This is a genomic window from Bradyrhizobium xenonodulans (assembly GCF_027594865.1).
Taxonomy (GTDB): domain Bacteria; phylum Pseudomonadota; class Alphaproteobacteria; order Rhizobiales; family Xanthobacteraceae; genus Bradyrhizobium; species Bradyrhizobium xenonodulans.
Map to the genome: position 1 here is coordinate 2,038,087 of NZ_CP089391.1, position 21,844 is coordinate 2,059,930.

Here is a 21,844-nt window from a genome sequence, read left to right on the forward strand (position 1 = left end):
CGACCGGTCTTTTCGAGAGCCCGTCGCATGGCGTCACAGTCTCTTCCGTTCGGGAATCGTGCCGCGCCGGATCATTCCGGTTGTATCGCTTCGCACATGCAGTTGCGCATTGCAACAAATGGCTACAATGTTTCATTTGAAAAACCGGTGGTTGTGGGGCACGATTGCCGCATGCCGTTTCCCTTGGCCGATTGCTTCATTGATGATTGCCGCAGCGGGCGTTGACGAATCCTCGCTGCATTATCGCGGCTGGCGCGTCGTGCTGGCCTGTTTCCTGATGGCCTTCTTCATGTTCGGCTTCGGCCTTTACGGCCAGGGCGTCTATCTCGCCGAGCTGCAGCGCGTCCATGGCTGGCCGGGCACGCTGGTCTCCGCGGCCAGCACCTGCTCGTTTCTCCTGACCTCCGTGCTCGTCATCTTCACCGACGATCTGCTCGCCCGCATCGGGCTGCGGTCGCTGATCCTGTGCGGCCTGTCGGCGCTCGGCGCGTCGACGGTGCTGTTGGCGCTGATGCAGACGCCCTGGCAGCTCTATCTCGCCTATGCGCTGATGTCGGTCGGCTGGACCGGCATGGGCACCGTGGTGATCGCAACCGTGCTGAACTCCTGGTTCGACCGGCGCCGCGGGCTCGCGCTCAGCCTCGCCTATAACGGCGCGACCTGCGGCGGCATCGTCCTCGTCCCGCTGTTGTTGTCGCTGACCGGCAGCATCGGCTTCCGGTCCGCCATGCTAGCCGCCACCATGGCGATGGTGGTGCTGGTATTGCCGGTGGTTGTCTTCTTCATCGGCTGGCCGACGCAAATGTCGGCTGCAGCGGGTGGCCGTTCCTCCTCCGGCGTCGCCCGCAAGACGCTGCTCGCCAATGCGGCATTCTGGACCATGGTGCTGCCGATCGCGATCGCGCTGCTGGCGCAGATGGGATTCATCATCCATCAGGTGACGTTTCTCGAACCGCTGATCGGGCGTGCCAGCGCCGGTCTCGCCGTCACCATCATGGCGGCGATGGCGGTGGCCGGCCGCCTGTCGCTCGGCCTGTTCGTCGACCGGCTCGATCCGCGGCTCGCCTGTGCGGCGTCGATGACGAGCCAGGCCGCGGCTCTCTTCGTGCTTCTCCAAAGCACGAGCCCGACGGTGCTGCTCGCATCCTGCGCCGTCTACGGCTTCTCGATCGGCAACATGATCACGTTCCCGCCCTTGATCATCCAGCGCGAGATCGGGGCCGCCGCCTTCGCCGCCGCGATGGGATTGGGCACGTCGATCAGCGGCATCGTCAGCGCCTTCGGCCCCGGCATCGTCGGCCTGGCGCGCAGTTTCACCGGCAACTACACGAGCGCGTTTGCGATGTGCGTGGTGCTCGATCTCGTCGCGGCGGGAATCGTGCTGTGGCGGCCGGGGCGAAGCGGACAGACGACGCGCGAAGGCGTGTCGGCGGGCTGAGAGTCGGGAGGAGCGTGCCCCGGATTCGGTGTCATCGTCCGCGAAGGCGGACGATCCAGTAATCCGAGACGTCAGTGATTTATCGAGAAGCCGCAGCGTACTGGATTCCCCGCCTTCGCGGGGAATGACAGTGATGGGGAGGGGAGACCTCCCGTTACAACGCAGCAGTGCGCAGTCTACAACAGCACCGCATCCGCCGCCGCGACCGACTCCGCGCTCTCCGTCACGGTGCGCTCCAGCGCGCCGGCCTGTACAGCGATGTTCTCGGCGAAGAAGCGCACCAGCGAGACGTAGCGCGCGGCGTCCGTGTTGCCGTCGGCCTTGGCGGCGAGCGCTTCGGAGGCCAGCATGCAGCCGCCGAGCGTCGCGCCGAACTGCTGGAGGTACGGCGTCGCGCCGGCCAGCGCCTCGTTCGGCGCGGACGCGACGCGCTCCAGCAGCCATTTGCTGGTACGGGTCAGCGCCTGCAGCGCCTCGCGCAGTTTCACGCCCGTGGTGCCGAAAGCGGGGTCGTTGGAGGCTTCGACCTGGCTGACGGTCGCGGCGAGCTCGTCGAGCAGCGTCCACACCGCAGCGCCGCCGTTGGCCGCGAGCTTGCGCGTGACGAGGTCGATCGCCTGGATGCCGTTGGTGCCTTCGTAGATCGCGGTGATGCGCGCATCACGATAATGCTGCGCGGCGCCGGTCTCCTCGATGAAGCCCATGCCGCCATGGATCTGAACGCCGAGATAGGCGACCTCGTTGCCGATGTCGGTGGAATAGCCCTTGGCCATCGGCGTCAACAGCGCTGCGCGCGAGGCCGCATCGGCGCGAACTTTGGGATCCTTGGCGCGCGTCGAGACGTCGATCGCGACCGCGGTCGCATAGCAGATGGTGCGCGCGGCCGCGGTCTGCGCCCGCATCCGCATCAGCATGCGCTTGACGTCGGGATGCACGAAGATCGCGTCCGAGCCGTCGCCGGTCTTGCCGACCGCGCGGCCCTGCTTGCGTTCCTGCGCATAGGCGAGGGCCTGCTGATAAGCGCGATCGGCGACGCCGACGCCTTCGAGGCCGACGCCGAGGCGGGCCTGGTTCATCATCGTGAACATGCAGCGCATGCCCTGGTTCTCTTCGCCGACCAGGAAGCCGATCGCGCCGCCATGGTCGCCCATGGTCATGGTGCAGGTCGGCGAGGCGTGCATGCCGAGCTTGTGCTCGACGCCGCTGGCAAAAATGTCGTTACGCGCGCCAAGCGAGCCGTCTTCATTGACCATGAATTTCGGCACGAGGAACAGCGAGATTCCCTTGGTGCCGGCGGGCGCGTCGGGCAGGCGTGCCAGCACGAAATGCACGATGTTGTCGGTCATGTCGTGCTCGCCATAGGTGATGAAGATCTTCGTCCCCTTGATGCGATAGGTGCCGTCGGCCTGCTTCTCGGCGCGGGTGCGCAGCGCGCCGACGTCGGAGCCGGCCTGCGGCTCGGTGAGCTGCATCGTACCGGTCCATTCGCCGGAGACGAGCTTTTCGAGATAGATCTTTTTCAGCTCGTCACTGCCATGCGCGTCCAGCGCCTCCATCGCCGACGCCGTCAACAGCGGGCAGAGCCCGAAGGCGACATTGGAGGCGCTCCATATCTCGGTGCAGGCCGCGTTGATCGCGACCGGCAGGCCCTGGCCGCCGAAACCTTCCGGGCCCGACACTGCATTCCAGCCGCCCTCGGTCCAGCGCTTGTAGGCATCCGGCCAGCCCGGTGCGGTCGTGACCTTGCCGTCATCGAGCTTGATGCCGTGCTCGTCGCCGACCTTGTTGAGCGGTGCCAGCACGTCCGAAGCGAACTTGCCGGCTTCCTCCAGCACGGCGGCCACGATGTCGCCGTCGAAATCGCCGTAATGACCGGCTTCCACGGCGGCCTTGAGGCCCGCACCATGGTTGAGCGACAGCAGCATGTCAGAGATCGGCGCGCGGTAGGTCATGGCTCACTCCCGTGGACAATATTGGCGCCGTATTCCCATGAAACGGGGGAGGTCTCAATGGCCGCGATACGGGACCGCACCGGCCCCCTGCCGGGGCCTATAATAAGGAGTGGCGCGTCCCGGGCCGGCGCCCGTGGTATTTTGGCCCTCCAGGCGGTTGAAATGCCGCTGCTCTCCCTATAGACCGGCTGCGACCTGAGGGAATCTGCGGTAGCCAGTTCTTCCGCCCCGTTCCCTGGTCGCCTGTTGGGGCGTAGCCAAGCGGTAAGGCAGCGGATTTTGATTCCGCCATTCGGAGGTTCGATCCCTCCCGCCCCAGCCAGACCCGACGCGCTGATTTTGTTGCGAAAGCAGCTTTGCTCAAGGCGGAATTTCCAGCGCATTTGGAAATTCTTGTTTGCCTCGCATTTGGAGATTCTGTGCTGGTTTCGCTTTTGGTCGGAGGAAGACGAAAGTCGTTGCGCGTTGAACGTCGCTCGACTTATCAAAATGCGAATTGAGCGGATGAACGCTGTCTGCGTTGCAAGCTTTCGACCATGCCGTTGACGTTGCGGGCGGGATCGACTTTCCGTGGAATTCGACCACGTTCGTTACGCTTCGTGCGCGTTGTCCCGGCCACCGATGGCAAGCGAATTGGGTCATCGTGCAACGCGCTATCGGTAGCGAGCCAACGGCGTTCACGGGAAAGCAAGCCAGGCGAAAAAGATCGTGAGTTTCTTCGAGCGTCTAAAGACAGAAGCATCCGCTGAGTGGCGGGCCTACACCGAGCATCCCTTCACGGACGGGTAGATGGTTCGCTCCCGAAGCGGCGTTTCGTCATTACCTTGCTAGGACTACCTGTTCCTCATCGAGTTTGCTGGCGCCTACGCGCTCTCGGTCTACAAATCGCCGAAGCTTGCCGACATGCGTGAAGGGGCGGCCGTCCTCGCGGCCATCCTCGACGTCGAGCTGAACCATCGCCCCCACCTACACCATTCCGACAAAGCGAAAACCTATTGCGGGTTCAATCCAGGTTGAACGGGTACGTTTGTTGGAATGACCTTTGATTTTCCCGCGAAATCACACGCCTTGGGCAAGGCCATCGTCGCAAAGGACTCATGGAATTGGCGCTGTCGGTATGATGTTCCCTGCAATGTTCCTGTGCTACAACTTGGGTTGGCATAGGGGATTGAGCGATGCCGATCAGACGCTTGCTGCAAGACACCAAGCTGGAGACGGACGAAATAGAGATCTTGACCCGCGCATTCGACCACGCACTGCATTCGCTGAGCTTGATTGATCGCCGGGATGATCCCCTTGCTGACCTGGTCGCAAGAAAGGTAATTGAGATTGGCGCCAAGGGTGTTCGCGATCCGGCAGAGATATCCAGGATGGCCGTCAAGCAACTTGGACTAACTGCTGAATAGGCTCGCGCGCGCCTGATGTCCGACCCCGATTTCTGTCGAGGCCGATATCAGGCCGATCAATCGACAGATCCGCTTGACTCGTGCCGCCAGTGTTCTCATTATGTTCTGGGTCCTCGAACGTCATGGGCGAATGGTCGGATGGCAGCGACAGCCACCATTCTTCATGCTGACCTTGATGCCTTCTATGCTTCGGTAGAGCAGCTGCTTGATCCGTCGTTGCGCGGCAAACCCATCGCCGTCGGTGGTGGCGTCGTGCTTGCGGCTTCCTACGAAGCGAGGGCCTTCGGAGTCCGCGGAGGGATGCCGGGACGGCGAGCGCGCGAGCTCTGTCCGCAACTCACTTTTGTGAGCGGGCATTACAAGGAGTACCAACGATTGGGCGATGCCGCCATCAAGGTGATCGGCGATTTCACACCACTCGTGGAGCGTATTTCCATCGACGAGGCCTTCGCCGACGTTGCCGGCTGTACCCATCTCTTCGGCCCACCTGATGAAATTGCGAGGACAATCCGTCAACGCGTGCGGGCCGAGATCGGCCTTCCGATTTCGGTCGGCGTGGCTCGCACCAAGCATCTTGCAAAGATTGCGTCGCAAGTGGCCAAGCCCGATGGGCTGGTGATTGTCGATCCTGACACCGAGCTGCAATTCCTTCACCATCTGCCCGTCGAACTGATGTGGGGAGTGGGACCCGTCACGAAGGCACGGCTGGCCGAGATGCAGGTGCTGACGATCGGGCAGTTGGCGACGACGCCGGGGCGGTCGCTCGAGCGGTTACTCGGTCCCGCCGCGGGGGAGAAACTTGCAGCGCTGGCGTGGAATCGTGATCCACGGCAAATCAAAGCTCACCGCCGAGCCCAATCGGCAGGAGCGCAATCGGCGCTCGGCAGGAAGCCTGCCCAAGAGCAATTTTTTCGCCCGACCCTGCTTCATCTTGCGGATCGGATCAGCACCCGGCTGCGGGCCAAGGCGAGGCCGGGCCGAACCGTGACGGTCCGTGTTCGCTTCGCCAATCTGAAGTCCGCTACGCGCTCGGTAACACTCGACGCACCAATCTCGGCGACTGTGACCCTTGCCGCGCTTGCCGAGGACCTGGTGCGTGCCGTCCTCGCAGATCACCCTGATGAGAAGACCATTTCGCTCCTCGCCATCTCCGTCTCGCACCTCGAGGAGGACTGGGATCTGGAGCTGGAACTTCCGCTTGGGCTTCCCGACGAACCCTGTCGCCCCGGCAGCAGGATAGGCTTGGCGCGTTGGGCGGCCGACCGTGCCGTTGACAAGATCCGTGATCGCTTTGGATGGGACGCCATTGGGTATGGCTCGGTGGCGCTCGGTATCTTTCGTTCGGTTCCTGACGAGTTTCGCGAACTCGCCGAAAAGGACCTGTGACCGTCATCGGTCCATGCCCACGAAGCCGCCGCCACGCATTGTCAGTCATAGCAGGAGCGCTCAGTAAGCGAGTTTTGGATACCAGTCAGTGCCGCGCCCTTCTGGCGTGGTGTCGAGAATGGTCCAGAGCGGATCCATGTCGGGCGCGCCGCGCGGATCCTGGTGGGGGTCGGCCATCGTGCCGCTCATCTCGCCGGACCAAAAATGCCGGATCGAGCCGTCGCGCTGCGTGAACACGCTGTAGCCGGGCACGTCGGCATCCTCCGCGCTGACGTAGTCGCGCGTGTAGTCGCCGGAGACGTCAGAGAAGACCTTGTGCCGTGTCCAGCCGCGCGCTTTCTTTGCCTCGATCAATCGCGCGATCGGCGACCGCGCGATGAAGACGAATCCGATGCGCTGCTCGATGTCAGGCAATTTGTGCTCCCATGTGCTCATGAAGGAGGTGCACATTGGACATGGCGTCTGCCGCTGCGGCCCGAACATGTAGCTGTAGATCGCGAGCGTCTGCTTGCCGTCGAACAAATCAGCGAAATTGGCTTTGCCGTTCTCGCCTTCGAACACGTAGTTTTTCTTCACCTCGCCGCCGAGCGGCAGCGCCCGGCGCTGCTCAGCGACACGCTCAATGTGACGACGCAGCTCGATTTCCTCCGTCAGGAGGTCTTGCCGCGCGCGGCGATAATCGGCGGTTTCGTTGGGAAAATGCGCCTTGTTCGTACGAGCAAGTTCGGATGCAGCCTTCAGGATGGAACTATCCATGGGGTGACCTCTGGTTAGAGCCGATATCCGTGAAGACGTCCGGCGCCGCCTCGTTCCGACACCTCAAAAGATTAACTTCGCCGAGACCGTCCTCTCGTTCGCGCAAACTGCGGAAAGGTTGAGGACTGGCTCAAGTCGCGCAGGCCGCCCTTCATTTGGAAACAACTGCCAAGCTATTGATCTTGCTGGGGCGCAATTGCGCGCATTTTCCAACGCGCCGTGAAATCATAGAATAATCAAGCTGATTTGATTCCGCCATTCGGAGGTTCGATCCCTCCCGCCCCAGCCAGCGCCTATCCCTCGTATTGATCCGGACCCATCGCCCACAGCGACTGGTCGTGGCCGGCCGCGTAATTGCGGTTGTTGACCGCCGGGTTGCGATTGACCATCGGGCGCATGAACATCGGGTGGGTGGCGCTGCGGACCTCGTGCTCGACGGTGAAGAGCGGCCTGCCGCTGTCGAGGTCGACGATGTCGCAGAACCGGTACTGGTATTGATTGTCCTCGCGGGAGATCAGGTTGCGCGCCAGGAGCTTTTTGTACGGGCCGGAGAAATCGGTGATGTACATCTGCACATGGTGGCCGTCGTAGTCGCCCTGGGGCCGGTCGGTCTCGCGGAACAGCAGAACCTGGTCGCGGCCCGTCTTCACGGCGGCAACAGTGCCGTCGCCGTTCCGCAGGCTCGCGGGCATGTTCATGATTTCAGGATAGAAGGCGCAGATGGCCTTGGCAGTGCCGATGGGCACGTCGAACTCGACATAGGGAATGCCGAGTGCGATCCGCCCGAAGCGCGCGGCATCCGGTTCAAAGCAGCGCAGGCGGTTGCCCCACGGACAAATCGCCTCGACATGGTCATTGTGCTCGGTGAACGCGAACGCCGTGCCCTCGAGCTTTTTCGCCACTGACGCGAGCCGCGCCAGCAGCGCCTCGCGCCCCTCGATCACCAATCCGGTATGGCCGCGCAGCACCTGCGGCTTGCCATCAGGCAGATGAAACTGGCTCCGTCCGGCGTTGATCCACATGTTGGTGTCGGACACCATCAGGTAGGGATCGCGCGTGAGCCCGAGCCCGGTGACGTAGAACAGCGTGGCGAGGCGCTGGTCCGGGACCTGGATGTTGACGTGCTCGAAATGGATGGCGTTGCCGAGATCTTCTGCGGATCGGTCGAATTGTTGCGGCATGGATGAGCCCTGGCTTGAGGACGGACGGGTGCATACTAGAGCGTTTTCAAGCGAAGTGGACACCGGTTCGCGTAAAGAAAACGCGTCAAAATAAGACTCTAGAGCACAATTTCCGCCCGCCGAAACTGCTCGCCGATCACATCTTGAGAGCAGGGCAGCATGCCCGCCCCCGCCTTGCCGTGGCAGCCAGTCCCTGTAATCTGGCAGAAACGAGAAGGGAAGGGATCGATGGGAGGAGTCTTGGAGGGCGTGCGCGTCCTCGATTTCGGGCGCTATATCGCGGGGCCCTATTGCGCGACCCTGCTAGCCGAATTCGGCGCCGAGGTGATCCGCGTGGAAAAGCGCGACGGCAGCGAGGACCGCTTCGTGGCGCCGGTCGGCGAGGGCGGCGAAGGCGCGCTGTTCCTCCAGGTCAACCGCAACAAGAAGTGCATCACGCTCGATCCGATGAAGCCGGAGGGGCAGGAGGTGATGCGCCGGCTGATCGCGACCGCGGATGTCGTCGTCGCCAATCTGCCGCCGCAGACCCTGCGCGCGATGAAGCTCGATTACGACTCTCTGAAGGTGATCAAGCCCGACATCATCCTGACGACGGCGACCGCATTCGGCGGACCGGGTCCCTGGTCCGACCGCGTCGGCTTCGACGGTGTCGGCCAGGTCATGTCGGGCTCGGTCTACATGACCGGCACCGGCGATCCGCCATACCGTGCCGCGGTGAACTGGGTCGATTTCGGCACCGCGCTGCATTGCGCGTTCGGCACGCTCGCAGCCCTGATCGAGCGCGGCAAGTCCGGACGCGGGCAAATCGTCGAAGGCGCACTGCTCGCCACCGCCTTGTCCTTCACCAACGCCACGCTGATCGAGCAGGCCGTCATCAACGTCAATCGTGTGCCGACGGGCAATCTCGGCCAGACCGCGGCGCCCGCCGACATCTACCGCACCAGGGACGGCTGGGTGCTGTGCCAGGTCACGGGGCATCCGCTGTTCAAGCGCTGGGCGAGGCTGATGGGCGAGGAGGAGCAGTGGCTGAACGATCCGCGTTTTGCCGACGACATCAGCCGCGGTAACAACGGCCCCATCATCAGCGAACGGATGGCGCGCTGGTGCGCCGAGCGCACCACGCAGGAAGCCGTCGATACGCTGGGGAGTGCGATGATTCCGACCGGGCCTGTGCTGAGCCCGCAACAGGCGCTCGATCATCCGCACATCCGTGCCGCTGGCTTCATGCAGGACATCGACTATCCGGGCTTGCCGAAGCCCGCCCCGGTGACGCGCGCCGCCGTCCGGCTGTCGGAAACGCCGGGCGAGATCGCGAGCCGCCCGCCGATGCTCGGCGAGCACACCGACCTCGTGCTGGGCGAGCTCGGCTATGACGCGACCGCGATCGCGGCGCTCCGGCAGAGCGGGGTGATTTAACGGAGATGTCTCGCAGGCCCGGCGGCCCCGCCGCTTTGCGGAGCCGCGCGGTGTCGCATCCGTCTAGGCGGCGTTGGACGCCTTGGCGTTGACGCCCTTGCGCAAGGCCACCGTGTTCAGCTTGGTGTTGGCGGCCTTCTCTTCGTTGAGGTTCGTCGTCAGGAAGCGCACGATTTCGTCGTGCCCGAGCTCCTCGGCCCATGCGATCAGCGTGCCGTAGCGGCACATCTCGTAGTGTTCGACGGCCTGCGCATTCGCAACGATGGCGGCGTCCAGCACGGCCTTGTGCTCGATCTCGCCGGCGGTCTCGTCCGCTTCCTTGATGATGCCGTCGATGGCCGGACATTGCGTCCCGCTCGGCTCCTTGCCGAGCTTCGCGAAGGCCTTCTGGAGCCGCTCGACCTGCTTGTTGGTTTCTTCGAGGTGATTCTTGAGGCCGGTCACTAGGTCCCGATTGGTCGCCTTGTCGATCATCTTCGGCAGAGCTTTCAGGATCTGCTGCTCCGCGTAATAGATGTCCTGGAGGCCGTGGATCAGCAAATCGTCCATCGATTTTATGTCCTTGGTGAAAAGACCCATCTTCATTGTCTCCCTTTTTGAAATGGCGACCTTGGAACGCTGGCACGCGTACGTTGTTCCTACCCCGGGCTCGCTGGTGGGCCGGACAGGGAGCATCGACATGGTCGACGAACGCTTTGCCAGATTGCTGGGCCAAGCCGCCATGGACGTATGGGGCGACATGCCGCGTGACATCCAGGAGGCGCTGTTCGAGACGGCGATGAAGGACCACGCCGGCGACCGCGAAGCTCTGGCGCGGCTGCTGCACGACCGCCATCCGCGCACGGCGCATCCTGCCAAGCCCAACTGACAGGCAAGTCCAACTGACAGGAGAGAGTTCAGATGGCGAAGCCGATGGAAGAGGAGATCCGGAGCCGGGCGCATGCGCTCTGGGAATTGGCCGGCAAGCCCGAAGGGCGGCAGGACGAGTTTTGGCGCGAGGCCGAGCGAGAGCTTTCGTCCGATCCAGCCAACAATGCCGAAGAAGCATCCGACACGTTCACGGAATAGCCGATCGGTTCCGCGGCGGCGGCTTACCGGCCCGCGCCATTCCTCATCGAAGCCATATCCTCGAAGCCAGACCGGGCCTTCAAGTTCCTATCGCTGGAGGAACGGCCGATGCCCTGCGCGATTAGGCCAACGAGCCCGCGACACATCGCAAAGTGGCGGAACCCGGCTCCGTCAAGCATTAGCCGGCAGTTCAGGAAGGAGATTGTCATGCTTAGGAGATCAATGCTGGTCGGCGCCATGCTGGCCGTCAGCTCGACCATCGCTCTGGCGGGTCCCTGCAACACCGCCAACCGCGACGCCGGCTCGGGACCGGCCACCACCGGTCAGGCGACGGGAACGACAGGCATCGCCTCGCCAAATGCCAAGGAGCACCCGCCGACGTCAGCCATGAACAAGGCGAGCGAGAGCACGGCGACCTCCTCGCAGGACGCCCAGCGTCAGATGCAGGGACAGCCGACGGCTGCCGAACAGCCGAAGACGGCGACGGCTCCCAGCGACAAGGATTGCTGAGTCATCGGGTTTCCTGACGGGGCGCGGGAAGGAGCTCTGCTGTTTCTCGCGCCCGGCCGTTTGCGGTTGCCGAAGTTCGGGCGCGCCTTGTGATGGGAGACACGAGCCGATGATCCACCACGTCTCCGTCGGAACGAACGACGTGCATCGGGCGCGCGCGTTCTACGATCCGCTGATGGCGTTGATCGGCTTTCGCGTTCTCAAATCCTCGGACCGCGCCGTCCACTACGGCGCATCCGATATCGTCTTCAGCCTCGAGACGCCGGTGGATGGCGAACCCGCCAGCGCAGGCAACGGCGTGCATATCGCCTTCCAAGCCCCCGACCGGGAGACTGTGAGGCGCTTCCACAGCGCGGCCATGGCGAATGGCGGCCGTGACGAGGGGGCGCCGGGCATCCGCGCACAATACAACGCCAATTACTACGGCGCCTTCGTGCGCGATCCCGACGGCAACAAGATCGAGGCCGTGACTTACACGGCGCGGGACAGTTTCGGTCTCTGGACGGAACGCTGATGAGCGAGGCGAAGTCGCCGGACGGCGAAATCCGGCACGCCGTTCATCTCTGCATCGACATGCAGAACATCTTTGCGCCCGGAGGTCTCTGGGAAACACCATGGATGGAGAAGGTGTTGCCGGCGATCGCGTCGATCGTCTCGCGCCACCAGGACAGAACCATCTTCACGCGCTTCATCACGCCGCAGAAGCCGGAAGATCGCCCCGGACGGTGGCGGGCTTATTTCCAGCACTGGCGCCAGGCAACCCGCGATCATCTTCCGCCGTCCGCGCTCGATCTCGTGCCGGCGCTGGCGCGCTATGTTCCGCCGGCCCGCATCGTCGACAAGCCGGCCTACTCCGCCTTCAGCAATCCGCGCCTGGCGGCCCTGCTGGTTGAAAAGGACATCGGTTCGGTGGTGATCACGGGCGCGGAGACCGATGTCTGCGTTCTCTCGACGGTGCTGAGCGCCGTCGATCTCGGCTTCAGGGTCGTGATCGTCGAGGACGCGCTGTGCAGCTCGTCCGACATCGGCCACGACGCGCTGATGACGATGTATCGCACCCGCTTTCACGGTCAGGTCGATCTCGTGACCGCGGAAGAGCTCGCGGAGTTCTGGCGAGAATAGGGATTTCCTCGATCGGCCCGCGCCTGCTTTGGGAACCGCGCACAGCGCCTCGGGGTTGGTCGATTGCACAGATCGATCGAGGAGCCAGCATGACGGACGTGGACGTTCGCAAGGGGATGCCGCCCGTCAGGCTGTCGCGCGAGGCGTTCGAACGGCGCTACAAGAGTCAGTTCGTCGATCCGGTCTTTGCGCCGCTCCAGCGCGAGCTCGACACCATCGTCGGCGCCGCCTGGGATGCCTATAGCCATTCGCGCAAGGCGCCGGTGACGCGGAAGGGGGCGGGCTTCGCCGATCCCGATTACGATCTGGCCGTGGACTGGCTCGCCGCGCGCGCCGCAATTCTGGAGGCGCAGCGGCAGCATGACGACGCCGACGTGACGCCGCGCATCCTCATCATCAACGGCTCGGCGCGCAGCGAGCACACCTGTCCCGGCGAGATGTCCAAGACCTGGCGCATGGTCAAGCTGGCCGAGCCGGTTTTCGCGGAGATGGGCTATGAAGTCGACATCCTCGATCTCTCCCGCCTGACGTCTGAATTCGGCAGGACCATCCATCCCTGCAAGTCGTGCGTGTCGACCGCCATGCCGCTCTGCCATTGGCCGTGCAGCTGCTATCCGAACTATTCGCTGGGCCAGACCGGCGACTGGATGAACGAGATCTACCCGCTCTGGGTCGTGGCCCACGGCATCCTGATCGTGACGCCGGTGAACTGGTATCACGTCCCGGGCGGTCTCAAGGCGATGATGGATCGTCTGGTCTGTGCCGACGGCGGCAATCCCGATCCGACATCGACGCACGGCAAGAAGGCGGACGAAGCCAAGGCGATGGAGCTGAAGGGATGGCCCTATCCGCGTCATCTCGCCGGCCGGCATTTCGGCCTCGTCGTTCACGGCGACAGTGTCGGTGCGGAGAGCGTGCGGCGAACCTTGTCCGACTGGCTGACCGACATGCACCTGATCTCCGCGGGCCGCTTCGGCGAGCTCGACGGTTACGTCGGCTACATGGAGCAATATGCGAATTCGCACCGCGACCTGGACGAGGACCGGGCGTTTCAGCAGGAGGTGCTGAATGTGGCGCGCGCGCTCGGCAATGCGGTCCGGCTGGCACGAAGCGGCCGGTTCGACGAGCCCGGCGACGGCCTCGAAGACCAAAATCCCAAATGACTGCGAGCGCGGGGCCGCTTGATTGCCTGATCGTCGGCGGCGGCCCGGCCGGGCTGATGGCCGCGATCTATCTTGCGCGATTTCGCCGCCGCGTCTGCGTCGTGGACACAGGTGCGAGCCGGGCGGCTCTGATCCCGCGCAGTCACAACGTCCCGGGCTTCGTCCATGGTCTGTCCGGCGTCGAGCTGATCGCGCGAATGTCGGCCCAACTGGACGAGCTCGCCGTTGCACGGGTGGAAGCCGAGGTGACGACGCTGCAGCGGCACGGAGATGGTTTTCGGGCGGCATGGAACGGGGGCGCGCTCGAGGCGGCCACCGTCGTCCTTGCCTGCGGCATCGTCGATGTCCATCCCCCGTTCGACCGATGGCGCGCCGCGGTCGCCGACGGATTGTTGCGCTATTGCCCGGTCTGCGATGCCTTCGAGGCGATCGGCCGTCGCATCGGCGTCATTGGCCCGCTCGATCGCGCCGCAGGCAAGGCCATGTTCCTGCGCGGCTACGCGCGGGATGTGACGCTGCTCGCAACCGAAGGTGAGGATGATCAGGCCGCCATGTCGCGGCTGGCCGAGGCGGGGGTCGAGGTCGTGTTCGCGCCCGGTCTGCATCTGCGGCGCCGGGACGACCGTATCGAAGCGGCCTTCGCCACGGACCGGACCGCGCTGTTCGATGTGGTTTATCCTGCGATGGGCGCGGAGGTGCGTTCGGGCCTCGCGGTGTCGCTGGGCGCGGAGCATACGGGCGAAGGCTATCTGAGGGTCGATGACCACCAGCGCACGTCGGTCGCTGGGCTCTACGGCATCGGCGACCTCGTCACCGATCTGCATCAGATTTCGGTCGCCTTTGGTCACGCGGCAGTTGCGGCCTGCTCGATCCACAGCAGCCTGCCGCGGTGCCTGGCCTGAACCGGCACCCGCGGCCGATCGCACCGGGGGAACGAAGGGCATCGCCCGGCTTTGGTTCGGCTTGAAGAAAAATAGCCGCTAACGGAGAAGCACATGCTCGAAGAGAAACTCAAGGAAGCCATCGTCGGCGAGCTCAAGCGTCAGGCCGCCAACCGGCCGCAATCGCTGAAGGTCGAAGGCTCCTCCGAAGAGTTGGTCGTCAACGGAAAGATCGATCTTGCCGATCTGGCCATGGTGATCGCCGGTTCGGTTGCGGGCGGACCGTAGCCCTCCCGTCACAGCAGGGCCTTGAGCTTCAACGCATCGGCCGGTGCCGCACTCTTCTGGTCGTTGTCGAAATAGACGTAGACGTCGCAACCCTGACGCTTCCACGATTTGATCCGCCGTGCCTATTGCGCCAGCGCCGCCGCCGAATAGTGGCCGTGATAGCGGCCGCCGGGGCCATGTCCGCGCACATAGACGAAGTCCGCGGTGCGCTTCCATGGCGCCGGTGCATCGTGATGGTCCGACAGGCAGAGCGAGATGTTCTCATCTGAGAGCATCCGGAGAATGCGCGGCTGATACCAGCTCGGATGACGGAATTCGAAACTGTAGCGCCGCTTGCGCGACAGAAGTTTGAGGAAGGAAGCCAGCCGGTCGGCGTCTGCCGCGAATTGCGGCGGGAGCTGGAACAGGACCGGTCCGACCTTGCCGCGCAGCAGGGAAATACGATCCTCCAGCAGCTCGAGGCTGTTGACCGAGCGTTCGGACAGGCGCTTCCAATGCGTGATGAATTTTGACGCCTTCCATGCGAAGACGAAGTCTCGGCCGGTCTGCTCGCGCCACGCTTTCACCGCTTCCGGCGTCGGCGTGCGGTAGAACACGCCGTTCAGCTCCGTCGTCTCGAACTGCCCGGCGTAGTAGCGAAGCTGCTGCTTCAGCGGCAGGCCTTCGGGAAAGAACGGGCCTCGCCAGGAGTCGTAGTGCCAGCCGGAGGTTCCGATCAGAACGCGCGCCATGTGTCTTCCGCCACTGCGTGCGCGGAGAGAAGGGCCGCGCCGGTCGGGAGGAACGTCCGTGCAGGGGATACGTTGCTGTCGCATGACGGAGGTTCGATCTCCGTATCGTCCAGCAGGACCGGAACTCATGTACGCGCTGTTCGAAGGCAACAAGCAGATCGGCGATCCCTTTCCGACCGAGAAAGAGGTGTGGGAAGCCGCGTTGATCGAGGGACTGGTGACCGATGTTCCGGTCGCGGACGGGGAGGGCGGCCAGCTTCTGCCGGCCGGATATCACGTCGCGCGGGTGGAAGAGACCTGCGAGCCGCGACCGGACTGGAAGCTGCCGCGCGAGATCTCCTGAGCGGGCTTGTGTTGCCGGGACGCGGCGGCCGATGGCCGCCGCAATCGCATCGCGGTGCCGCCGCGGGGCGGCGGGTCGTCGTCGTCGAGTTTGCGCAGGGCGGCGAGAATGTCCACGAGCCTGATCGGGTGATCCATGCCGGGGATTTCGCGTAGCGCAGGCTGGGATTCGACGGCGTACATGTCCGAAGCCCAGGAGGACAATATGATCCGCTTCTCCGGTGTCGAAAGGCTGCGATCGTCGAGAACGGCGCTCGGAGATGCATGATGTGCTGCGGGACGAAACAGCGGGTTGAGACCTCTTACGGTCGCGTTGACATTGCTCATCGGTCGTCTCCCTCTACACTCCTTTCATGGCTTTGATTGGCGGACGGCGATCCGGTCGCCATCCGCCATGTTTGTCAGGCAGGCTCGAAGCGTCCGACGCTCACGCTGCCTTCTTCTGCTCGATCTGCGGTGTTGGGGCGCTCGCGATCTGGATGCGGCGCGGCTTCATGGCTTCCGGAATCTCGCGCAGTAGATCGATGATCAGGAGACCGTCCTGGAAGGCGGCCTGCTTGACCTGGACGTAGTCGGCGAGATTGAAGACACGGCGGAAGGGGCGCGCCGCGATGCCCTGGTACAGATATTCGCGCGAGGCGGTTTCGGGTTTCCTGCCCTCGACGGTCAGCGCGTTCTGTTCGGCGGTCACCGTGACGTCGTTGATGCCGAAGCCCGCCACGGCGAGCGTGATCCGGTACTGGTCTTCGCCCGAGCGCTCGATGTTGTAGGGCGGATAATTGTCTTCGCTCGCCTGACGGGTCGTGCTGTCGACGAGGTCGGCCAGATGGTCGAAGCCGATGGTGGAGCGCCAGAGGGGCGCGAAGTCAAAGGTGGTCCTCATACCAAGTCCTCCAAAGAGCAAGATGGTTACGAAGGAGCGCAAAGCAGGGATCGGAACGCGTCCGAAGACCCGGCCCGGCGCCCGCACCGGACCCGAACGGGCATCCGGCACACCGCTCTCGCGGCGAAAAACGACTTAGAGCGGCGGAAGGACCTTGCAAGAGGGGGATGAGAAAAATTTTTGCCGGCGTCCAAAAGGGCGTGACCCCGGCATCCGAGGCCTCGAAGACGCGGCGAGAGAACGTCTTGACAGCGCAACAAGCTTGAATATTTTTTGCGCCGGAAGATTGTTCTTCCGATCTCTGAATAACCGAAAAGGACTCTGAAGGCCGTCAGGAGTGACGACGATGCTCGATGCATATCAGGCCCGCATTCGCGCCCACCGAAACAACCTCTCCCGCTACCGACGCTTGCTGAAGACCAGGCTGTCCGACCTCGAGCGCCAGTTCATCGAACGACGCCTCGCCGAGGAGCAGGCCGCCCTCGAGGCGCTTGCCGCCGATGCTCTTCCCGCGTTTACGCTTCCAGGACAGCCACCGGCCCTCGCGACGCTGGGAGCCGAGCGATGAGCGACGTCCGCAACCTCCTGATCCGCGGCAGCGAGAAGGTGATCGGGCACTATCGCCTGTTGCTGGCCAGCGCCAGGACCGATCGCGAGCGCGAGCTCTATCGGACCCGGATCGAGCGCGAGCAGCGTCTGCTCGATACGTTGCGAGGCGCCCTCCCGGATCGATCGGCAGCATGGAACGCAGCGCGAGCCGTCCAGCTCGGCGCGGCCGCGCAATGCGCCGTTGCTGAGCCAGACGACGGTGCCGAAGCTCACGCGCCGAGATTTCCGTTGAGGACTGCGGCGGTCGTCAATACCATGAAGGCATTGATCGAACGAACATTCGACCGAAATGGCGGGGATGGTGGCAGGTTCAAAGAGGGCGCGCGGAGGCAGCGGCCGCGTCAAGCTCGAGGAGGTTGCCCGCAAGGCCAACGTCTCGACCGCGACCGTATCGCGCGCCTTCAACGAGCCCGACAAGGTCTCCGAAGAGGTCAGGCAGCGGGTCAAGGACGCCGCCCGCGCGCTGAACTGGATTCCGAACGCCGCCGGACGAGCGCTCGCCTCGCGCAGGACGCATATCGCCGGCGCCATCATTCCGACCCTGGACGACGAGATCTTTGCCCACCAGATCGGCGGTATGCAGACCGTGTTCAGCGAACGCGGCTTCACGCTGTTCCTGGGCTGCTCGAACTATGATCCGGACGAGGGCTTGAGGCAGGCCGAAGCGATGCTGGCGCGCGGCGTGGAAGCGCTGGCCGTGGTCGGCGAAAATCATCCTCCCGAACTGTTCGACGCGCTCAATTCGCGCGGCATTCCCTATGTCGTGACATACTCCTACAGCAAGCTGTCGCCGCATCCGTGCATCGGCTTCGACAATCGCGCCGCCTTCAGCCGCATGACGGAGCATCTGCTCGCGCTGGGTCATCGCCGGTTTGCCGCCATCTTCCAGCCGGACACCAACAACGACCGCGTCAAGGAAAGACTTCGCGGCATCGGCGAAGCGCTCACGGCCGCGGGTTTGGAAATTGCAGCGCAGGATCTGATGATGGGCCCTTCGACCCTGGAATTCGGCGCGTCCAGTCTTGCAAGATTGATGACGCAAGCAATCGACGCCCGGCCGACCGCGATCGTTTGCGGCAATGACAATCTCGCGCTCGGCGCGTTGATGGCCGCGCGGGAGCTTGGCCTGGATGCGCCCGGGGATTTTTCGATCACCGGCTTCGATGATCTTGCAATTTCGTCGCGCCTGTCTCCGCGGCTCACGACGATGAAGGTCGACAATCAGCAGATCGGCGTGTTGGCGGCCAACGAGCTTCTCGCTGTGATCGCGGGGCGGCAAGAGCGGGCGCAGTCTCGGGAAGTCGTACCCGATCTGAAAATCCGCGAGAGCGCCGGCGCGGCCAGGAGCCGCTGATCCCTCACTGCAGATCGGTCGTTTCGACAGCGCGCATAGCCTGAAAGAGGGCTGCTTGACTCCAGTTATGTAAGCGCTTACATGAACCCGTTTTAGATGCCATGAGAGCAACCGGCGGACCCCATCGCCGGGATGGGACGGAGAGGAAACAACGATGCGCGATCAAATTTTGCGATGGGCGAGAAGCTGCTCGATGGCGGCTTCGCTGCTCCTGCCGCTGATGGCAACGGCGAGCCCCGCTGCCGCCGAGGAGAAGCTCGTCGTCTGGTGGAACAAGGGCTACTACAAGGCCGAGGAAGACGCGCTGCTCGACGTCATCAAGAAGTTCGAGGCCAAGACCGGGGTCAAGGTCGAGCTGTCGCAGTATGCGACGCAAGACATGATGCCGAAGCTGGTGGCGGCGCTCGATGCCGGCAGTCCGCCCGACGTCAGCTATGCGGACACCTATCATTTCCAGGGCGCCGGCAAGTGGGCCTCCGAAGGCAAGCTGGTCGATCTCGGCTCGGTCCTCGCGCCGATCAAGGGCGAATTCTCCCCGCAGTCGCTCGACACGGTCATGCTGTACAACGACAAGACCAAGGCGAAGGCCTACTACGCCTTCCCGCTCAAGCAGGCGACGCTGCATCTGCATTATTGGAAGGACATGCTGGAGGAGGGCGGTCTCAAGGAGACCGACATCCCGAAGGACTGGAAGGGTTTCTGGTCGTTCTGGTGCGACAAGGCGCAGCCGGCCGTGCGCAAGGCGAGCGGCAAGCGCATTTACGGCATCGGCCATCCGATGGGCGTCGACGCCACCGACAGCTTCATCTCGTTCCTGGTGTTCATGGACGCCTATAACGTCGTGCTGGTCGACGACAACGGCAAGCTGCTGGTCGACGATCCCAAGGTGAAGGCGGGTCTCGTCGCCGCCATGAAGGACTATGTCGAGATCGCCGCGAAGGGCTGCACGCCGCAATCGGCGACGAGCTGGAAGGATCCCGACAACAACGTCGCCTTCCACAACAAGACGACCATCATGACGCACAATTCGACGATCTCCGTGCCCGGCAAATGGCTCGACGACGCCGGCAACGAGACGCTCACCGCCGAGCAGCGCGAGGAAGCGAAGAAGAACTATTACGACCGCATCCGCACCGTGGTCTGGCCCAACAAGCCGGATGGCACGCCGGTCCACACCCGCGCCTCCGTGGTGGTCGGCTTGATCTTCGAGCAGGCCAAGAACAAGGAGCGCGCCAAGGAGTTCGTCTCGTTCCTGCTGCGCGATGAGAACCTTCAGCCCTACGTCGAAGGCGCGCTCGGCCGCTGGTTCCCGGTCAAGACATCGGCCCAGAAGTCCGCCTTCTGGGATGGCGACGTTCATCGCCGCGCCGAGCGTGACCAGTTCTTCGCCGGCGTCGGCGGCTACGAGATGAGCAGGAACTACAAGTTCACCACGCTCAACAACGAGAACGTCTGGATGAAGGCCGTCAACGCCATCGTCACCAACAAGGTGCCGGTCGAAAAGGCCGTCGACGACATGATCGCGCGGATCAAGGACGTGGCCGGCAACTGATCGCCAGCTGAACCCGTTACGCTCACGCGTTGAAAGACGCGTGAGCGGCAGGCTCCTGCCTGTCAATGATTTCAACGCCTGGGAGCCGAATTGTGACTGCAACCATCAAGGGCATCATTCCGGTGATGCTGACGCCGTTCACCGAAGCCGACGCGATCGACTATGCCGGCCTCGAAAAACTGATCGAGTGGTACATTGCCAATGGTGCGGATGCGCTGTTCGCCGTGGCCCAGTCGAGCGAGATGCAATTCCTCAGTCTGGAGGAGCGCGTCGCGCTGGCGCGCTTCGTCGTGCGGCAGGCGGCAGGCCGGGTGCCTGTCATCGCATCGGGCCATGTCAGCGAATCCCGCGAGGATCAGGTGACCGAGCTGACCGCCATCGCCGCAACCGGCGTCGACGGATTGGTGCTGGTGACGAACCGGTTCGATCCGAAGGGGCAGGGCGGCCCCGTCTTCATGGACAATCTGCGCGGCATGCTCGCTGCACTGCCCGCCGGGCTTCCGCTCGGTCTCTACGAATGCCCCGCGCCGTTCCGCCGGCTCCTGTCCGACGACGAGCTTCGGTTTTGCGCCGACAGCGGACGCTTCGCGATCCTCAAGGACGTGTCCTGCGACCTCGACACCGTGAAGCGCCGTGTGGCGCTGACGAAAGGCACCTCGCTTGCGATCGTCAACGCCAATGCGGCGATCGCCTTCGACGCCATGAGGTGCGGATCGGCCGGCTTCACCGGCGTGTTCACCAACTTCCATCCCGACCTCTACAAATGGCTGCTCACCGAGAGCTCCAGGCATCCGGCGCTGGCGGACGAGCTCTCCGTCTATCTCGCGCTCGCCGCGATGGCCGAGCCGATGGGATATCCCAAGCTGGCGAAGCTGTACCATCAGAGGCTCGGCACGTTCGCGTCCATCCGCAGCCGTGCCGTCGACTTCGACATCGTCGAGCGCTTCTGGGCGCTCGACGCGCTGCTCGACAAGATCATGCAGGGGCAGGCGAGCTTCCGCGCCAGGATCGCGACCGCGCGCTGATCGCCGCAATTACCAAATCTCGATGATGTGAGGGCAGCCGCCGCGCGAGGGCTGTCTCTCAAGCAATTGCGGGCCAACCGTGATTGCGGCCATGCGCCTAGAGCGAGCTGCCGCCGCAGATGACGAGCTGCTGTCCGGTGATGGCCGCAGCCTCTGGCGAAAGCAGGAACGCCGCTGCGTGCGCGACCTCCTCCGGGCGAATGAAGCGGCCGATCGGTGGCAGTTTTGGCGCGACATTGGCGCGCGCCGGGTCATTCAGCATCGGTGTCTCGGTTGCGGCGGGCGCAACGACGTTGACCGTGACGCCGCGCGGGGCGAGCTCGATCGCCCAGGATCTCGCGAGCGCCACCAGCGCCGCTTTGGTCGCGGCATATTGACCGCGGCCGGCCGCGCCTGAGGCGGTTCGGCTGCCGATGAGGACGATGCGTCCTCCTTTCGGCAAGCGCGGCGCCAGCGCGTTGGCGAGACGCGCGGCGACATCGACATGCAGTCGCCACATCGCGGTGCCGTCGTCATGGTCGAGCGATCCGAGCTCGCCGACCTTGAGCATGCCGGCCGCGTGAACGAGTGCGGTCGGCGCGATGCCTGCGACCGCCTTCGCGATGCCATCGACCTCGCCGAGATCGAGCGAGAGGTGATCGAAGGCCGGATGGTTGAACGACGCGGGACGGCGGCTGATGCCGGTGACGCGCCAGCCATCGCGCAGCAGACGCTCGACGATCGCAGCGCCGATCCCTGAGCTGGCGCCCGTGACGAGCGCATGCGGCCTCTTGTCCATGCT

Annotated in this window: 24 protein-coding genes, 1 tRNA gene and 2 pseudogenes; 20 read left to right on the top strand and 7 right to left on the bottom strand. The window is 63.9% G+C overall.

Annotation, left to right across the window (positions count from 1 at the left end):
• Nucleotides 1–27: 27 nt before the first annotated feature.
• Nucleotides 28–225, top strand: a complete 198-nt coding sequence (locus I3J27_RS09625) for a hypothetical protein (protein WP_270168064.1) — start codon at nt 28–30, stop codon at nt 223–225.
• A complete protein-coding gene (locus I3J27_RS09630) occupies nt 203–1,438 on the top strand; it encodes an MFS transporter (protein ID WP_270168066.1) in 1,236 nt (411 codons plus the stop codon). The genes I3J27_RS09625 and I3J27_RS09630 overlap by 23 nt, the downstream gene beginning before the upstream one ends.
• Nucleotides 1,439–1,614: 176 nt before the next feature.
• On the opposite strand, the gene I3J27_RS09635 is transcribed toward I3J27_RS09630, so the two are convergent.
• Nucleotides 1,615–3,390 (bottom strand): acyl-CoA dehydrogenase family protein, encoded by a 1,776-nt coding sequence (locus tag I3J27_RS09635; protein WP_270168072.1) that lies wholly within the window; start codon nt 3,388–3,390, stop codon nt 1,615–1,617.
• A 247-nt stretch (nt 3,391–3,637) separates the two neighbouring features.
• Between I3J27_RS09635 and I3J27_RS09640 the strand changes: the two genes are divergently transcribed.
• The 4 genes and pseudogenes from I3J27_RS09640 (at nt 3,638) to dinB (ending at nt 6,182) form a co-directional block, all read left to right on the top strand.
• A tRNA-Gln gene (locus I3J27_RS09640) sits at nt 3,638–3,712 on the top strand.
• A 386-nt stretch (nt 3,713–4,098) separates the two neighbouring features.
• A pseudogene (locus tag I3J27_RS09645) lies at nt 4,099–4,344 on the top strand (thiaminase II/PqqC family protein); the annotation flags it as partial.
• Between the two features lie 221 nt (nt 4,345–4,565).
• Entirely contained in the window at nt 4,566–4,796 is a 231-nt protein-coding gene (locus tag I3J27_RS09650; protein ID WP_270168073.1) for a hypothetical protein, read from the top strand.
• 138 nt (nt 4,797–4,934) lie between these two features.
• Entirely contained in the window at nt 4,935–6,182 is a 1,248-nt protein-coding gene (gene dinB, locus I3J27_RS09655; RefSeq protein ID WP_270168076.1) for a DNA polymerase IV, read from the top strand.
• Nucleotides 6,183–6,242: 60 nt separating this feature from the next.
• Here dinB and I3J27_RS09660 read toward each other — a convergent pair whose 3' ends face one another.
• Both I3J27_RS09660 and I3J27_RS09665 read right to left on the bottom strand, forming a co-directional pair.
• Nucleotides 6,243–6,938, bottom strand: coding sequence for a DUF899 family protein (locus I3J27_RS09660; RefSeq protein WP_270168080.1), 696 nt, complete (start codon nt 6,936–6,938; stop codon nt 6,243–6,245).
• Between the two features lie 293 nt (nt 6,939–7,231).
• Entirely contained in the window at nt 7,232–8,119 is an 888-nt protein-coding gene (locus I3J27_RS09665; protein ID WP_270168083.1) for a VOC family protein, read from the bottom strand.
• Between the two features lie 228 nt (nt 8,120–8,347).
• On the opposite strand from I3J27_RS09665, the gene I3J27_RS09670 reads away from it, so the two are divergent.
• On the top strand, nt 8,348–9,535 hold the full coding sequence (locus I3J27_RS09670; RefSeq protein WP_270168085.1) for a CaiB/BaiF CoA transferase family protein: 1,188 nt from the start codon (nt 8,348–8,350) through the stop codon (nt 9,533–9,535).
• A gap of 63 nt (nt 9,536–9,598) precedes the next feature.
• Here I3J27_RS09670 and I3J27_RS09675 read toward each other — a convergent pair whose 3' ends face one another.
• A complete protein-coding gene (locus I3J27_RS09675; RefSeq protein WP_270168087.1) occupies nt 9,599–10,114 on the bottom strand; it encodes a YciE/YciF ferroxidase family protein in 516 nt (171 codons plus the stop codon).
• A 100-nt stretch (nt 10,115–10,214) separates the two neighbouring features.
• Here I3J27_RS09675 and I3J27_RS09680 point away from each other — a divergent pair, with 100 nt between their 5' ends.
• From I3J27_RS09680 to I3J27_RS09715, 8 genes are all read left to right on the top strand, one after another.
• Nucleotides 10,215–10,403: a hypothetical protein gene (locus I3J27_RS09680; protein WP_270168089.1), complete on the top strand. Its 189-nt coding sequence runs from the start codon at nt 10,215–10,217 to the stop codon at nt 10,401–10,403.
• A gap of 32 nt (nt 10,404–10,435) precedes the next feature.
• Nucleotides 10,436–10,603 carry a DUF2934 domain-containing protein gene (locus I3J27_RS09685; protein ID WP_270168091.1) on the top strand — a complete coding sequence of 56 codons (168 nt, stop codon included), beginning with the start codon at nt 10,436–10,438 and terminating at the stop codon, nt 10,601–10,603.
• A 207-nt stretch (nt 10,604–10,810) separates the two neighbouring features.
• A complete protein-coding gene (locus tag I3J27_RS09690; protein WP_270168093.1) occupies nt 10,811–11,113 on the top strand; it encodes a hypothetical protein in 303 nt (100 codons plus the stop codon).
• A 109-nt stretch (nt 11,114–11,222) separates the two neighbouring features.
• Nucleotides 11,223–11,627, top strand: a complete 405-nt coding sequence (locus I3J27_RS09695) for a VOC family protein (protein WP_270168095.1) — start codon at nt 11,223–11,225, stop codon at nt 11,625–11,627.
• Nucleotides 11,627–12,235: a cysteine hydrolase family protein gene (locus tag I3J27_RS09700; protein ID WP_270168097.1), complete on the top strand. Its 609-nt coding sequence runs from the start codon at nt 11,627–11,629 to the stop codon at nt 12,233–12,235. The genes I3J27_RS09695 and I3J27_RS09700 overlap by 1 nt, the downstream gene beginning before the upstream one ends.
• Nucleotides 12,236–12,324: 89 nt before the next feature.
• The gene (locus I3J27_RS09705) at nt 12,325–13,398 is read left to right on the top strand and encodes a flavodoxin family protein (RefSeq protein ID WP_270168099.1); all 1,074 of its coding nucleotides are present in this window, start codon (nt 12,325–12,327) and stop codon (nt 13,396–13,398) included.
• On the top strand, nt 13,395–14,300 hold the full coding sequence (locus tag I3J27_RS09710) for an NAD(P)/FAD-dependent oxidoreductase (protein WP_270168101.1): 906 nt from the start codon (nt 13,395–13,397) through the stop codon (nt 14,298–14,300). The genes I3J27_RS09705 and I3J27_RS09710 overlap by 4 nt, the downstream gene beginning before the upstream one ends.
• Before the next feature lie 93 nt (nt 14,301–14,393).
• On the top strand, nt 14,394–14,567 hold the full coding sequence (locus I3J27_RS09715) for a hypothetical protein (protein ID WP_270168102.1): 174 nt from the start codon (nt 14,394–14,396) through the stop codon (nt 14,565–14,567).
• Between the two features lie 8 nt (nt 14,568–14,575).
• On the opposite strand, the pseudogene I3J27_RS09720 reads toward I3J27_RS09715, so the two are convergent.
• Nucleotides 14,576–15,298: pseudogene (locus I3J27_RS09720) on the bottom strand (DUF72 domain-containing protein).
• 127 nt (nt 15,299–15,425) lie between these two features.
• Here I3J27_RS09720 and I3J27_RS09725 point away from each other — a divergent pair.
• Nucleotides 15,426–15,641 carry a hypothetical protein gene (locus I3J27_RS09725; RefSeq protein ID WP_270168104.1) on the top strand — a complete coding sequence of 72 codons (216 nt, stop codon included), beginning with the start codon at nt 15,426–15,428 and terminating at the stop codon, nt 15,639–15,641.
• A gap of 426 nt (nt 15,642–16,067) precedes the next feature.
• Here the strand turns inward: I3J27_RS09725 and I3J27_RS09735 are convergent, their stop codons facing one another.
• Nucleotides 16,068–16,523, bottom strand: coding sequence for an Hsp20 family protein (locus I3J27_RS09735; RefSeq protein ID WP_270168107.1), 456 nt, complete (start codon nt 16,521–16,523; stop codon nt 16,068–16,070).
• Nucleotides 16,524–16,869: 346 nt separating this feature from the next.
• Between I3J27_RS09735 and I3J27_RS09740 the strand changes: the two genes are divergently transcribed.
• The 4 genes from I3J27_RS09740 (at nt 16,870) to I3J27_RS09755 (ending at nt 21,063) form a co-directional block, all read left to right on the top strand.
• Nucleotides 16,870–17,091, top strand: a complete 222-nt coding sequence (locus I3J27_RS09740; RefSeq protein WP_270168109.1) for a hypothetical protein — start codon at nt 16,870–16,872, stop codon at nt 17,089–17,091.
• A 339-nt stretch (nt 17,092–17,430) separates the two neighbouring features.
• Nucleotides 17,431–18,486 carry a LacI family DNA-binding transcriptional regulator gene (locus I3J27_RS09745; RefSeq protein WP_270168111.1) on the top strand — a complete coding sequence of 352 codons (1,056 nt, stop codon included), beginning with the start codon at nt 17,431–17,433 and terminating at the stop codon, nt 18,484–18,486.
• A gap of 193 nt (nt 18,487–18,679) precedes the next feature.
• The gene (locus I3J27_RS09750; protein WP_370691969.1) at nt 18,680–20,038 is read left to right on the top strand and encodes an ABC transporter substrate-binding protein; all 1,359 of its coding nucleotides are present in this window, start codon (nt 18,680–18,682) and stop codon (nt 20,036–20,038) included.
• Between the two features lie 92 nt (nt 20,039–20,130).
• Complete coding sequence (locus I3J27_RS09755; RefSeq protein ID WP_270168115.1) at nt 20,131–21,063, top strand: dihydrodipicolinate synthase family protein; 933 nt, start codon at nt 20,131–20,133, stop codon at nt 21,061–21,063.
• A 97-nt stretch (nt 21,064–21,160) separates the two neighbouring features.
• Here the strand turns inward: I3J27_RS09755 and I3J27_RS09760 are convergent, their stop codons facing one another.
• Nucleotides 21,161–21,841: an SDR family NAD(P)-dependent oxidoreductase gene (locus I3J27_RS09760; RefSeq protein WP_270168117.1), complete on the bottom strand. Its 681-nt coding sequence runs from the start codon at nt 21,839–21,841 to the stop codon at nt 21,161–21,163.
• Nucleotides 21,842–21,844 lie beyond the last annotated feature (3 nt).